At 35.8% G+C, this 15,670-nt stretch carries 13 protein-coding genes; 11 read left to right on the top strand and 2 right to left on the bottom strand.

Annotated features, from left to right (window positions below; translation table 11 throughout):
* Nucleotides 1–192: 192 nt before the first annotated feature.
* From AC5LXV_RS06375 to AC5LXV_RS06330, 10 genes are all read left to right on the top strand, one after another.
* A complete protein-coding gene (locus tag AC5LXV_RS06375; protein WP_493467708.1) occupies nt 193–3,621 on the top strand; it encodes an RHS repeat-associated core domain-containing protein in 3,429 nt (1,142 codons plus the stop codon).
* A gap of 29 nt (nt 3,622–3,650) precedes the next feature.
* Entirely contained in the window at nt 3,651–4,076 is a 426-nt protein-coding gene (locus AC5LXV_RS06370) for a hypothetical protein (protein WP_493467707.1), read from the top strand.
* 575 nt (nt 4,077–4,651) lie between these two features.
* Entirely contained in the window at nt 4,652–5,077 is a 426-nt protein-coding gene (locus AC5LXV_RS06365) for a hypothetical protein (RefSeq protein ID WP_493451192.1), read from the top strand.
* Between the two features lie 567 nt (nt 5,078–5,644).
* Entirely contained in the window at nt 5,645–6,070 is a 426-nt protein-coding gene (locus tag AC5LXV_RS06360) for a hypothetical protein (RefSeq protein WP_493466759.1), read from the top strand.
* Between the two features lie 400 nt (nt 6,071–6,470).
* Nucleotides 6,471–6,896, top strand: a complete 426-nt coding sequence (locus tag AC5LXV_RS06355; RefSeq protein ID WP_493467706.1) for a hypothetical protein — start codon at nt 6,471–6,473, stop codon at nt 6,894–6,896.
* Nucleotides 6,897–7,272: 376 nt separating this feature from the next.
* The gene (locus tag AC5LXV_RS06350; protein ID WP_493467705.1) at nt 7,273–7,695 is read left to right on the top strand and encodes a hypothetical protein; all 423 of its coding nucleotides are present in this window, start codon (nt 7,273–7,275) and stop codon (nt 7,693–7,695) included.
* A 691-nt stretch (nt 7,696–8,386) separates the two neighbouring features.
* Complete coding sequence (locus AC5LXV_RS06345) at nt 8,387–9,361, top strand: RHS repeat-associated core domain-containing protein (protein WP_493467704.1); 975 nt, start codon at nt 8,387–8,389, stop codon at nt 9,359–9,361.
* Nucleotides 9,362–9,374: 13 nt separating this feature from the next.
* Complete coding sequence (locus AC5LXV_RS06340) at nt 9,375–9,803, top strand: NTF2 fold immunity protein (RefSeq protein ID WP_493467703.1); 429 nt, start codon at nt 9,375–9,377, stop codon at nt 9,801–9,803.
* A gap of 589 nt (nt 9,804–10,392) precedes the next feature.
* A complete protein-coding gene (locus tag AC5LXV_RS06335) occupies nt 10,393–10,815 on the top strand; it encodes a hypothetical protein (RefSeq protein ID WP_110434949.1) in 423 nt (140 codons plus the stop codon).
* A gap of 321 nt (nt 10,816–11,136) precedes the next feature.
* Nucleotides 11,137–11,562 (top strand): hypothetical protein, encoded by a 426-nt coding sequence (locus AC5LXV_RS06330; RefSeq protein ID WP_110434945.1) that lies wholly within the window; start codon nt 11,137–11,139, stop codon nt 11,560–11,562.
* A 121-nt stretch (nt 11,563–11,683) separates the two neighbouring features.
* Here AC5LXV_RS06330 and typA read toward each other — a convergent pair whose 3' ends face one another.
* Together typA and hemG are read right to left on the bottom strand one after the other, a co-directional pair.
* On the bottom strand, nt 11,684–13,507 hold the full coding sequence (gene typA, locus AC5LXV_RS06325) for a ribosome-dependent GTPase TypA (protein WP_110423962.1): 1,824 nt from the start codon (nt 13,505–13,507) through the stop codon (nt 11,684–11,686).
* 147 nt (nt 13,508–13,654) lie between these two features.
* Complete coding sequence (hemG, locus tag AC5LXV_RS06320) at nt 13,655–14,194, bottom strand: menaquinone-dependent protoporphyrinogen IX dehydrogenase (protein ID WP_493467702.1); 540 nt, start codon at nt 14,192–14,194, stop codon at nt 13,655–13,657.
* A 429-nt stretch (nt 14,195–14,623) separates the two neighbouring features.
* On the opposite strand from hemG, the gene AC5LXV_RS06315 reads away from it, so the two are divergent.
* Nucleotides 14,624–15,667, top strand: a complete 1,044-nt coding sequence (locus AC5LXV_RS06315) for an NAD(P)-dependent alcohol dehydrogenase (protein ID WP_493467701.1) — start codon at nt 14,624–14,626, stop codon at nt 15,665–15,667.
* Nucleotides 15,668–15,670 lie beyond the last annotated feature (3 nt).

The raw sequence follows: 15,670 nt of genomic DNA, 5'->3' as shown, positions 1-15,670 counted from the left end.
TTTGCTGTACTATTTTAGGGGATAGTTACACAACGGCAATATCGTACAACAGCGGTAGAGATAAACTCCGTCTTTGGCTATGGTTGGAGTCACTCTTTACAACACCATTTTTTATTTAACGATGAAGATAACACTATCATTTGGACCGATCATGAGAATTTAATCAATACACTCGATTTACCAAGTAAGGATATGCCCATATCCGCCAATAAACTCGCCATAGCCGCGGTTTGGTTAAGTGAAAAAGAGAATGAATATCTATTTACTGCCGCCTGTTTAAATGGTTGGGTTATGCATGTCAATCGCTTATCGGATAATCATGGGCAGGTCACAGCTTTTTCACAAAACAAGCAAAAATTATTAGTTCATTATGACCCAGAAAGGCAGCTTCCGGTCAAATTGGAAAACACAGCTGGTGCTTCACTCCTATTCTATTATATTGAGACCGAACAGGGCGATAGATTATCTGAAATTCGCTTAGCTCGCCATATCACCATCGCTGGCTCGGAGCCTCAATGCCTAATACGTTATACTTATGACGAACAAGGACAATTAAGTGAAGTGATCAATCCCGTTAACGAAGTCGAACGTTATGAGTACCGTTCCGATTTTGTTTTTACCAAAAGACAACTGGCTGGCGGTGCCGAATTTTATTGGGAATGGATTGGTGAAGGCAAATCGGTTCGAGCACTTCGGCAATGGAGTAATATACCTAATTTAGACGTTAACTATAAATGGGATGCCGCCACTGGCACCTCAGAAGCCATTTATGCAGATGGTAGCAAAGAGATTTGGGTGCATGATAGACAGACCGCCCGTTTAGTTAAAAAAGTTTCAGCCAGTGGCACCACAACCACCCGTCATTATGGCCAAGATGGTGAACTAATCGCGGAGATCGATCCTGCCGGTCAAAAAACTGAATATCAATATGATGATCAGTTACGTTGCACATTGATAAGTCTCCCTGATGGTCAAGTGATAACTAATCGCTATAATCGTGGTTTACTGATGGAGCGCACACATTATAGTGCTGATAGATTAGAGATTAGACGAGAAAAATGGTGTTACGACTATGACGGTAATTTGATAACTTATATCGACCCAATGAAGTTAGAAACCAACTATCGCTGGTCGGAAAATGGCTCACTCTCCACCATTATCTATCCGGATAACACCTCGGAGCGCTATACCTTCAATGCACTCGGTCAATTGCTCGAGCACCAAAATACCAGTGGGGAAGTAATGTACTATCGTTATAATGCACTGGGTCAACTGATTTTTGAAAGTACAACCGATCCTAATTCGACAAATAATATTGACGCTGTGCGGGCAACCCGATGGGTATGGGATGATGTCGGTCGCTTAGTGGCGGTTCACTGGCCAGATGGAACATCACGCAAATTTAGTTATAATCCTTATGGTGGTGTCACGAAAGAGATTGATGAAAAGCAGCGGGTAACACATTTTGAATATCATCAATATACCTCATTGATTAAACGAATTTATTACCCGGATAACAGCTATACGCAGTATGAATATAACAATATTCACGGTGAAATCAGCGATATTATTAATCACAATGGTGACCGTTACCATATTGATTATACGCCAACTGGCAAAGTACAATTGGAGCGATTATTCGATGGCCGTCAAATTTTTTGGGAATATGATGCCAATGACCAGATAATAAAACGCACCGAGTATGGCGATAGCGGACGGCAAGAAACCGCATTAGTCACTCAATATGAACGAGATATCCATGGGCGTTTAACCGCACGAACGCTCCCAGATGGTCAAAAGATAGCCTATCGTTATAACGGTTTTGGTCAGTTGCTCGAAGTAGATGATGGCCAGTGGCCGTTAGTTTGGCAATATGACAAATGTGGTCGCCTAATCCAAGAGCATCAAGGATTTAGTAGTCAATACTTCGATTACGATGCCGTCGGCCGCTTATACCGAATGCGGATGCCAGATGGCAATATACTCGCTTACCATTACCATGGCGATAACGTAAGTCAAATTGACTTAAATGGGCAACCACTTTCAACCCACCGTTGGCAACAAGGTAAAGAAATCGATCGAACACTGGGGCGATTTGGCGAGTTAAATTGGCGCAACCAGTTTGACAGCATGGGCCGATTGCTGCATCAACGCATTACGGTTGGTGACAATATCATAAAACCGATTGAGCGCCACTATCAATACAATCAGGCAGGTGAGCTAACCCAAATTACCGATACATATAAGGGTATCAAAAAATTCACCCATGATTTAAAAAGCCGATTAGCTAGTGCAAACCATAAGCCTTATAACCATAAACAACTGCCTGATGAGTTAAGCTTTAAAGGCTATCATGAGCAGTTTATTTATGATGGTGCCAATAACCTGTTAAGCAGTGACGCGCCACTTGATGCGCTTAAAGGCGATAAACAGTCCAATACCGCCTCGAGCAGCCAAGTTAGCGCCAACCGTTTAAAAATTCAGGGCGATCGACATTATGAATATGATGAATATGGTAATGTGATAAAAGAGTTACGTGGCAAACGGCAACATACCGAACATCAGTTTAAATGGGACTGCCAACACCGATTAATTGAATTTAAAAAAATTCGCCACTATCGGGATAATGATTTTCATCAAGCGGTAGAAACCGTGCACACTTATACTTACGATGCCTTTGGAAGGCGTATCAGTAAAACGGATAAGCAAACCGGGGATAAAACCCTGTTCTTTTGGCAGGGGAATAAATTAATTACTGAATGTCATGCCGACGATGCCGATTTTAGTCCATCGGCGGTTCGCAATCAGGGGAGCAAAGCGGAAGACTACCGCTGTTGCAGCTATATTTACGAGCCGAGTGAGGATAGTTTTATTCCCCTGGCGCAGTTACAGGGGCGGGGGCGCGGTGGTCAGATCTACTACTACCTTACCGATCAACTAGGCACACCGCAAGAACTAATCAGCGCCAATGGAGATATCGTCTGGAGTGGTATTTACAAATCCTACGGTCAAATTGCTATAGCCGCCGGCACAACCGCCCAGAATCTACGATTTCAGGGACAGTATTTTGACCAAGAATCGGGATTACACTATAATCGTAACCGTTACTATGATCCCTATTGTGGTCGCTTCTTTAGCCAAGATCCGATAGGGCTTGCTGGTGGTGAAAATGCCTATTCCTATGTCCCCGATCCACTAGCATGTATAGATCCCTTAGGATTATCTTACTACTGTCCAGGTCAGGCGGTAAACACTATAATACGTCAATTAGATAACGATAAAGTAAAAAATATTAATATTGAGGTAAAGGATCAAAAAGCCGCCGAAGAAGTACTTTTAAAATTTATTACGTGGAACAAGCAACCGGCGGCTTTTTTGAATACAACGAACTATCATCATAATGAAAAGACTTACGGGGTGTTTTTTCCTAAATCTGGATCCAACTGGTGGTTACCTAGACGATCCACATTTAAGGAAGGCACATACCATTGGGATGTATTTAATCCTAATGCAAAAATGGGCGATCATGCAAAATTGGGCCATCATCTACAGATCCATGCATTTAATGGAAAAGTCATAAGGATATTTTTTAGCGGAGAATATAAACCCAACGTGTTTTAAATCAACAGTAATTAGGAAATTGTATAATCATGACAAAGACAACATATAATAATCCTTATCATCCATATCCATATGAGATGCGCGGGCAATTTGCAGAAAAACAGGAGAAAGATAAGACTCGTTTTTTTGAGGTTCATTCATTTAAATATGATGAAGAAGAAATTAAATGGTTAAAAGAAAATGATATGTTTGAATACTCTGGATATGATACATATATCGAACGGTTAAATAGACCAATTACTGATAGTGATAGTGTTTTTTATTTGTACTATATTAAAACTTATTATGCGGATCCTAATCAAGACGATCCTGAATTATTTAATGAAAGCACTTATTGTCATGAACGTTATTATTTTCAAAACATTGATGAATTACTCGAATTTGCTAATCATAAATGGGGATTGGTTTTAAGTGATTTTGTACAGAAACATAAAACCCATATACCATCATATTAAAAACAGTTAACCGCCGGATAGCCATCCGGCTTTTTATAAAATTAATTATTAGTTACATAGCCGTATTCCCCCTATGTTTTGGTACTAGTTAATCACCATTAATCAAATTAGGGGAGACCGTTATTTTTTGTATCTATTTCTAATCTATCCTAACCTAAGTTTAGGTGATTTGTTTGATAAACGGGGTAATTGACGTGAAGTTAAATCATGTAAATCACTATTTTCTTCATCTATTTCTAATTTATTCTAACTGCAATTTAGGCAAGTTGCTTGATAAACGGCATAATTGACATGAAGTTAAATCACCCAAACCACTATTTTCTTCATCTATTTATAATCTATCCTAACCGCAGTTTAGACGATTTACTTGATTCTGTATTTATTTCCAATTTATTCTGACAGTTAACTTAGGAGACTACCCTAACCTAGAAAGGGGTTAGATAATCTAAATAAGTATATTGGTTAGCAAAAGTTGATTAACATACTTGTGTATATTTTAATCTAGCGCTATTGTTTACTATGATAGTTCCAGTTCCCTAGATAAAAGGAAATAACCATAAGGAAATTGTATAAACATGACAAAGACAACATATAATAATCCTTATCATCCATATCCATATGAGATGCGCGGGCAATTTGCAGAAAAACAAGAGAAAGACAAGACTCGGTTTTTTGAGGTTGATTCATATAAATATGATAAAGAAAAAATAAAACGGTTAAAAGAAAATGATTTGTTTGAAAGTTCTTATGCTGCTATGTGTATCGAACAGTTAAATAGACCAATTACTGATAGTGATAGTGTTTTTTATTTGTATAAGATTGCAACTTATTATGCGGATCCTAATCAAGACGATCCTGAATTATTTAATGAAAGCACTTATTGTCATGAACGTTATTATTTTCAAAACATTGATGAATTACTCGAATTTGCTAATCATAAGTGGGGATTGGTTTTAAGTGATTTTGTACAGAAACATAAAACCCATATACCATCATATTAAAAACAGTTAACCGCCGGATAGCATCCGGCTTTTTGTAATATTAGTTGCATAGCCGTATTCCCCCTATGTTTTGGTACTAGTTAATCACCATTAATCAAATCAGGTAGACCGTTATTTTTTGCATCTATTTCTAATCTATCCTAACCGCAGTTTAGGCAAGTTGTTTGATAAACGGGGTAATTGACGTGAAGTTAAATCATGTAAACCATCATTTTCTTCATCTATTTTTAATTTATCCTAACCGCAGTTTAGGCGATTTGTTTGATAAAAGGCGTAATTGACATGAAGTTAAATCATGTAAACCATCATTTTCTTCATCTATTTCTAATCTATCCTAACCGTTAATTTAGACGATTTACTTGATTCTGTATTTATTTTGAATTTATTCTGACAGTTAACTTATGAGACTAGCCTAACCTAGAAAGGGGTTAGATAATCTAAATAAGTATATTGGTTAGCAAAAGTTGATTAACATACTTGTGTATATTTTAATCTAGCGCTATTGTTTACTATGATAGTTCCAGTTCCCTAGATAAAAGGAAATAACCATAAGGAAATTTTATAATCATGACAAAGACAACATATAATAATCCTTATCATCCATATCCATATGAGATGCGCGGACAATGTGCAGAAAAACAGGAGAAAGATAAGACTCGGTTTTTTGAAATTTTTTCAATTAAATATGATGAAGAAGAAATTAAATGGTTAAAAGAAAATGATATGTTTGAACACTCTGGATATGATACGTATATCGAGCGGTTAAATAGACCAATTACTGATAGTGATAATGTTTTTTATTTGTACTATATTGAAACTTATTATGCGGATCCTAATCAAGACGATATTGAACTATTTAATGAAAGCTCTGATTGTTATGAGACTTATTATTTTCAAAACATTGATGAATTACTCGAATTTGCTAATCATAAGTGGGGATTGGTTTTAAGTGATTTTGTACCGAGTTATAAAACCCATATGCCATTATCTTAAAAACAGTTAACCGCCGGATAGCCATCCGGCTTTTTATAAAATTAATTATTAGTTACATAGCCGTATTCCCCCTATGTTTTGGTACTAGTTAATCACCATTAATCAAATCAGGGAGACCGTTATTTCTTGCATCTATTTCTAATCTATCCTAACCTAAGTTTAGGTGATTTGTTTGATAAACGGGGTAATTGACGTGAAGTTAAATCATGTAAATCACTATTTTCTTCATCTATTTCTAATTTATCCTAACCTAGAAGGGGGGTAGATAATCTAAATAAGTATATTGGTTAGCAAAAGTTGATAAACATACTTGTGCATATTTTAATCTAGCGCTATTGTTTACTATGATAGTTCCAGTTCCTTATATTAAAGGAAATAACCATAAGGAAATTTTATAATCATGACAAAGAAAACATATAATAATCCTTATCATCCATATCCATATGAGATGCGCGGGCAATTTGCAGAAAAACAGGAGAAAGATAAGACTCGTTTTTTTGAGGTTCATTCATATAAATATGATGAAGAAGAAATTAAATGGTTAAAAGAAAATGATATGTTTGAACACTCTGGATATGATACGTATATCGAGCGGTTAAATAGACCAATTACTGATAGTGATAATGTTTTTTATTTGTACTATATTGAAACTTATTATGCGGATCCTAATCAAGACGAGATTGAATTATTTAATGAAAGCTCTGATTGTTATGAGACCTATTATTTTCAAAACATTGATGAATTACTCGAATTTGCTAATCATAAGTGGGGATTGGTTTTAAGTGATTTTGTACCGAGTTATGAAACCCATATACCATCATATTAAAAACAGTTAACCGCCGGATAGCCATCCGGCTTTTTATAAAATTAATTATTAGTTACATAGCCGTATTCCCCCTATGTTTTGGTACTAGTTAATCACCATTAATCAAATCAGGTAGACCGTTATTTCTTGCATCTATTTCTAATCTATCCTAACCGTTAATTTAGACGATTTACTTGATTCTGTATTTATTTCCAATTTATTCTGACAGTTAATTTAGGAGACTAACCTAGAAAGGTGTTTGATAATCTAAATAAGTATATTGGTTAGCAAAAGTTGATTAACATACTTGTGTATATTTTAATCTAGCGCTATTGTTTACTATGATAGTTCCAGTTCCCTAGATTAAAGGAAATAACCATAAGGAAATTGTATAAACATGGCAAAGACAACATATAATAATCCTTATCATCCATATCCATATGAGATGCGTGGGCAATGTGCAGAAAGAAAAGAAAATAATAAAACTCGATTTTTTCAGATTTTTTCACTTGAATATGATGAAAAATATATAAAAAGGTTAAAAGAAATTGATGCGCTAGAACACTCAGACTTTGGTAGATACCTTGATTGGCTAAATAGACCAATTACTGATAGTGATAATGTTTTTTATTTGTACAAGTTTGAAACTTATTATGCGGATCCTAATCAAGAGGATCTTTATTTATTTAATAAAAGCATTGATTGTTATGAGGCTTATGTTTTTCAAAATATTGATGAATTATTTGAGTATGCTAATCATAAGTGGGGATTGGTTTTAAGTGATTTTGTACCGATTTATGAAACCCATATCCCAGATTAAGAACAGTTAATTGCCGGATAGCCATCCGGCTTCTTATAAAATTAATTATTAGTTACATAGCCGTATTCCCGTATCTCTCCTCTGTTTTTGTTAACTAGTTAATCACCATTAATCAAATCAGGGATACCGTTATTTTTTGCATCTATTTCTAATCTATCCTAACTGCAGTTTTGGCAAGTTGCTTGATAAACGGCGTGATTAACATGAAATCAAATCATCAAAACCACTATTTTCTTCATCTATCTCTAATCTATCCTAACCGCAGTTTAGGCGATTTGTTTGATAAACGGGGTAATTGACGTGAAGTTAAATCACCCAAACCACTATTTTCTTCATCTATTTCTAATTTATCCTAACCGCAGTTTAGGCAAGTTGCTTGATAAACGGCGTAGTTGACATGAAGTTAAATCATGTAAACCACCATTTTCTTCATCTATTTCTAATTTATCCTAACCGCAGTTTAGGCGATTTGTTTGATAAACGGCATAATTAACATGAAATTAAATCATGTAACGCACTATTTTATGCATCTATTTCTAACCTATTCCATCCGTATCCTAGGCAAAAAGAGTTACGTGGCAAACGGCAACATACCGAACATCAGTTTAAATGGGACTGCCAACACCGATTAATTGAATTTAAAAAAATTCGCCACTATCGAGATAATGATTTTCATCAAGCGGTAGAAACCGTGCACACTTATACTTACGATGCCTTTGGAAGGCGTATCAGTAAAACGGATAAACAAACCGGGGATAAAACCCTGTTCTTTTGGCAGGGGAATAAATTAATTACTGAATGTCATGCCGACGATGCCGATTTTAGTCCATCGGCGGTCCGCAATCAGGATAGCAAAGCGGAAGACTACCGCTGTTGCAGCTATATTTACGAGCCGAGTGAGGATAGTTTTATTCCTCTGGCGCAGTTACAGGGGCGGGGGCGCGGTGGTCAGATCTACTACTACCTAACCGATCAACTAGGCACACCGCAAGAGCTAATCAGCACCAATGGAGATATCGTCTGGAGTGGTATTTACAAATCCTACGGTCAAATTGCTATAGCCGCCGGCACTACCGACCAGAATCTACGATTTCAGGGACAGTACTTTGATCAAGAATCGGGATTACACTATAATTTTAACCGTTACTATGATCCCTATTGTGGGCGCTATTTTAGCCAAGATCCGATAGGGCTATATGGTGGCGAAAATACCTATGCTTATGTGTTTGATCCCCTCGCATGGATTGACCCATTGGGATTAGCCAAAGTACCTAAAATAGAAATAAATGGACAAGATCAAATAATCTCAGCATCCGCAACAGTTACGAAAGCTGATATAGGAACAGGAACGCCAACTAACCAGAAAGCACGTGATTGGGCCCGTTCGAGAGGTGGTACCCAAAAAGATGATACTGGCCATATATTAGGTGCGCTTTTAGGTGGTTCAGGCACTGATACAGATAACATATTCCCTCAATTAAAGAAGATAAATCGTGGTGATTATCGGGTTTTTGAAAGTAAAATTAGAGAATATATAGAAGAGCACGGTACAGTAAATTTAGAGTGGAAATTTGTATACGACAAAGGTGGAACGCGACCTACCCAGATTACTTATATCGTTAAACAAGGAGGTAGGGTGGTAATGAAGGAAGAGTTCGACAATTAATAGAGGATGCATTATGGAACCTAATATACAAGAAGCAGTAGAAGTACTAAAAAAATTTATTATCGCAATGAATAAATGGGAAGTATATTATTATAATTTAACTATGGACTACATGGACCAAGGTAAAAAGTTAACTCCCCTGAGCCCCAAAAAGAGAGAGGACCTTGATGCAATATATAATACTTATCTTACTTTAAGAGAGCGGAAATATGGTAGGCAATCTTCTTTAAGAGTAGGATATCCACCAGAATATTCTCCCGATGAAGAAATATTGGCAACCGAAGTGTTAAAGAAGAATAAAATTGCTATTGAAACCCAAGAGCATTCCGTTATGAAATATCGCTATCGTTATACGCTTCACTATAAAAATAAAGAGTGGCGAATCGATAAAAAAGAAGTCTATAGACGCAGAAACGATAAATGGGAAATATTACCATTATAGTGGGTAGTTAAATTAAAGTTTAGCGATATTAATTTGCAGTAAGTGCAGTAAACTTTTAAATCGCAGTTTTAAATATAGTTCACTCTTAATATACATCGTTGCCATCTTCAATCAGTTAAAACCGGTCAGGTTTTAACTGAACCTTCATATTTTACCTATTTAAAATACAGATACTAGAAGACTAGCCTAATAAACGGCGTAATTGACATGAAATAAAATCATGTAAACCACTATTTTCTTCATCTATTTCTAATTTATCCTAATCGCAGTTTAGGCAAGTTGCTTGATAAACGACGTAATTAACATGAAATCAAATCATGTAAACCACCATTTTCTTCATCTATTTCTAACCTATCCTAACCGTTAATTTAGACGATTTACTTGATTCTGTATTTATTTCCAATTTATTCTGACAGTTAATTTAGGAGACTAACCTAACCTAGAAAGGTGTTTGATAATCTAAATAAGTATATTGGTTAGCAAAAGTTGATAAACATACTTGTGTATATTTTAATCTAGCGCTATTGTTTACTATGATAGTTCCAGTTCTTTAGATTAAAGGAAATAACCATAAGGAAATTTTATAATCATGACAAAGACAACATATAATAATCCTTATCATCCATATCCATATGAGATGCGCGGGCAATGTGTTGAAAGAAAAGAAAATAATAAAACTCGATTTTTTCAGATTTTTTCACTTGAATATGATGAAAAATATATAGAAAGGTTAAAAGAAATTGATGCGCTAGAACACTCAGACTTTGGTAGATACCTTGGTTGGTTAAATAGACCAATTACTGATAGTGATAATGTTTTTTATTTGTACAAGTTTGAAACTTATTATGCGGATCCTAATCAAGAGGATCTTTATTTATTTAATAAAAGCATTGATTGTTATGAGGCTTATGTTTTTCAAAATATTGATGAATTATTTGAGTATGCTAATCATAAGTGGGGATTGGTTTTAAGTGATTTTGTACCGATTTATGAAACCCATATCCCAGATTAAGAACAGTTAATTGCCGGATAGCCATCCGGCTTCTTATAAAATTAATTATTAGTTACATAGCCGTATTCCCGTATTCCCGTATCTCTCCTCTGTTTTTGGTAACTAGTTAATCACCATTAATCAAATCAGGGAGACCGTTATTTTTTGTATCTATTTCTAATCTATCCTAACCTAGAAAAGTGTTTGATAATCTAAATAAGTATATTGGTTAGCAAAAGTTGATAAACATACTTGTGTATATTTTAATCTAGCGCTATTGTTTACTATGATAGTTCCAGTTCCCTAGATTAAAGGAAATAACCATAAGGAAATTGTATAAACATGGCAAAGACAACATATAATAATCCTTATCATCCATATCCCTATGAGATGCGTGGGCAATTTGCAGAAAAACAAGAGAAAGACAAGACTCGGTTTTTTGAGATTGATTCATATAAATATGATAAAGAAAAAATAAAACGTTTAAAAGAAAATGATTTGTTTGAAAGTTCTTATGCTGCTATGTGTATCGAACAGCTAAATAGCCCAATTACTGATAGTGATAATGTTTTTTATTTGTATAAGATTGCAACTTATTATGCGGATCCTAATCAAGACGATCCTGAATTATTTAATGAAAGCACTTATTGTCATGAACGTTATTATTTTCAAAACATTGATGAATTACTCGAATTTGCTAATCATAAGTGGGGATTGGTTTTAAGTGATTTTGTACAGAAACATAAAACTCATATACCATCATATTAAAAACAGTTAACCGCCGGATAGCTGAAGTAACCCCCAATAGTTGGACAACCAATTACTGGGGGTCACTTCAAATTAGCGAGGTTCTATTTTCTTTATTTTAAACCATTGAAGTATGGGAGTATTACTCTTTATTACTTCTAAATGCACGTTTACGGTCGTTTTCGGTTAAATGACGTTTACGTAGACGAACAGATAATGGCGTAACTTCAACTAACTCATCATCATCAATAAACTCTAATGCTTGTTCTAATGACATTTTTACTGGTGGTGATAAGGTAGTTGCTTCATCCGTACCGGATGCTCGCATGTTAGTTAATTTCTTACCAGTTAAGCAGTTTACGGTTAAATCATTTGAGCGAGTATGGATACCAATAATTTGCCCTTCATAAACTTCAGCACCATGACCAAGGAATAATTTACCACGATCTTGTAAGCTATAAAGTGCATAAGCTAACGCTTTACCTGTACCGTTTGAAATCATTACCCCATTAATACGTTGACCGATTTCACCTGGGCGAACATCATCGTAATGGCTAAATGTTGAGTAAAGTAAACCAGTACCAGATGTCATAGTCATAAATTCAGTTCTAAAGCCGATAAGACCACGGCTTGGGATCACATAATCTAAACGTACCCGACCTTTACCATCAGGTAACATATTGGTTAAATCACCTTTACGTAAACCTAAAGCTTCCATCACTGAACCTTGGTGCTGTTCTTCAATATCTAAAGTCACTTGTTCGAAAGGTTCTTGCTTTTTACCGTCAACTTCTCTATAGATAACTTTAGGACGAGATACACCAAGCTCATAACCTTCACGACGCATATTTTCGATAAGCACCGATAAGTGCAACTCACCACGACCTGAAACTTTAAATGCATCTGGATCTGGGGTTTCTTCAACGCGTAATGCCACGTTATGCACCAGTTCTTTATTTAAGCGTTCAAGGATTTGTCGAGAGGTAACATATTTACCTTCTTTACCGGCAAATGGTGAGCTATTAACATTAAAGAACATGGTTACCGTTGGTTCATCGACACTTAATGCTGGTAATGCTTCAACACAGCTGTTATCACAAATCGTATCTGAGATACCAAGTTCACCTAAACCAGTGATAGCAATAATATCGCCAGCTTCGGCAACTTCTGCTTCATAACGTTGTAAGCCTAAGTGACCTAATACTTGACCAACTTTGCCAGTGCGTTTGTTACCCTCGCTATCAACAATAGTGACTTGTTGATTTGGTTTAACGCGACCACGTTTAATACGCCCAATCCCAATAACACCAACATAATTGTTATAATCAAGTTGCGAAATTTGCATTTGGAATGGACCATCTAAATCCACTTTTGGTGGCTCTACATGTTCAACAATTGCTTCAAATAGTGGTGTCATATCTTGCGCCATGTCTTCATGATCAAGACCCGCAATCCCCATTAAAGCTGATGCATAAACAATTGGGAAATCAAGTTGTTCATCAGTTGCGCCAAGATTAACGAATAGGTCGAATACTTGATCGACAACCCAATCAGGACGTGCACCCGGACGGTCAACTTTGTTGATAACCACAATTGGTTTTAAACCATAAGCAAACGCTTTTTGCGTCACGAAACGTGTTTGTGGCATTGGTCCATCCATTGCATCAACAAGCAATAGTACTGAGTCAACCATCGACATTACACGTTCAACTTCACCACCAAAATCGGCATGACCTGGGGTATCTACGATATTAATTCGGTAACCATTCCAATCAATAGCGGTATTTTTAGCTAAAATAGTAATACCACGCTCTTTTTCAAGCGCATTAGAATCCATTATTCTCTCGTTGTCATCGCCACGCAAATTATCAAGCGTACCAGACTGTTTTAAAAGTTTATCAACCAAGGTTGTTTTACCATGGTCAACGTGAGCAATAATGGCTATATTTCTTAAATTTTCAATCACAATTAAAATCCCAATTAGGAGATAGATTCTTTAGGCGCAATATTGTACACCTTTTTAGTAAAAAAGTTGATCTATATCACAAAGTTTCTGCAAAAGAAGTTTAAGACTTGATATTTAACGAAAATAGTGCCTTATTTTTGCAAAATGCTAAGACTGTGAATCAATAAGTGAAACAAATTGCTCGGCGAATTCATCTACTTTAGCCCAATTTGTATACTCAATCACCTCTTTAGTAACATCGGTATCGCCCTTACCTAACCACATAATAAATCGAATCATATTACGATCGAACCAGTTATACTTAGGATAATAAAGCGCACCAGCGAATACCGCTTTGATAGTTGGTTGCCAGGCAATTTTAGCGAGAAACTTTTTGGTGTATAAATTGGTTTCAGGTGTATTTTTATGCGGTTTCCTCGCCACTACATTCACACCGAAGAATCCCGATTTAAGCGTATTTAATTGCGCAAAATTAGCATCAATAAATTTTTTCATGGTTTTACTGTAAAAACCATATCGAATTGAACAACCTATTAAAACCGCTTGATAGCTGCCAAGATCAATCTTACTTCCGGGTAAGAGCTCAAGCAAATCACAATCACATTTACCCACAAGATGCGTTTTTATTCGCTGCATAATTTTAAGGGTTTGCTTTTCGTGAGTGGTGTAAAGCAGTAAGACCTTCATTTAACGTTTCCTATTAGCGTTTATAAATGTACCCGAGGACAACGGATTGTCGCCTAAAATTTGTTTTAAAAGCTATTGCCAAGTTGATTTCACATAAACCTATACTTCGCAATAGACAAATTAAGAAATAAAAATAACAACATATTATATACCAATATTAAAACAGAAAAACGAATGCGTTAATTTTACTTTTTTATTTTTTAAAAAGAAATGACGGCTTTTTTGGTTAAACCAAGAGTAATCGAGATGGAATTGGTTGATGGAATTTTGTGATATAGCTAGCAATTCACAGAAAAAAAGTTTGAAATACCAAATTTATATCTTTATTATAAAGATTAAATCTGCGTTTTAATCTTTTTAGTATTAATTTATTGTCTGTTATAGACATTAAGCACTACAAAAAACTATTTATACATCTGGAGATATCTTATGAAAAATACTGTCGCAATATTGGAAAAACCGGGAAAAATGGTTATCAAAGAGACGCAAATGCCTACCCCTAAAGATGATGAAGTTTTAATTGAAGTAAAATATGTTGGTATCTGCGGTTCAGATGTTCATGGATTCGAACACGGCCCTTATATTCCACCTAAAGACCCAAATCAAATTATTGGTTTGGGTCATGAATGTTCCGGAATTATTAAAAAAATCGGTAAAAATGTTAGAAAATTCAAGGTCGGACAACGAGTATGTATAGAACCTGGAGTACCTTGTTATACCTGTGAGTTTTGTTTATCTGGTCATTACAATGTCTGTCCTAATGTTGACTTTATGGCTACTCAGCCCAATTATCGTGGCGCACTTACTAACTATTTAACCCATCCTGAAGCAATGACCTTCCATCTTCCTGAAAACATGTCACTAATAGAAGGTGCACTTGTTGAACCTGCCGCAGTAGGTATTCATGCAGCTAAAATGGCCGGAGATTTATTAGGGAAAACCGTTGTGATTTTAGGTGCTGGCTGTATTGGTCTGATGACACTGCAAGCATGCAAATTGAAAGGCGCAGCAAAAATTGTAATGATCGATATCTTAGACAATCGGTTAACTAAAGCCATTGAACTAGGTGCAACAGCAACCCTCAAAGGTGACGATCCGCAATTAACTGAGAAAGTTAAAAGTATTGTTGGTGAATACGGTGCCGATGTGGTGCTGGAAACTGCTGGTTCAATTTTCACTGCGGAAAAAGCTTTAGAAGTGGTTAAACGCCGAGGAAAAATTCTAATCGTTGGTTCTATAGCGGGTGTCGTTTCTGTTGAATTTTTGAAAATTAACCGTGAAGTCACTATTCAAACTGTTTTCAGATATGCCAATGATTTTCCGGCAACCATAGATTCTATCGCTAATGGCGACTTTGACGTAGATTCAATCGCCGATCGTTTTTTTAATTACCAAGATACTCAAAAGGCCTTTGAATTTTCAGTTAACAACAAAAAAGAGTTAATTAAAGGCGTAATCAAAGTAGCTGATTAAAAA

It is taken from the genome of Gilliamella sp. LMG 34359 (assembly GCF_984569085.1).
The sequence above is the reverse complement of the archived record's forward strand: the minus strand, read 5'-3'. Positions and strand labels throughout refer to the sequence as shown.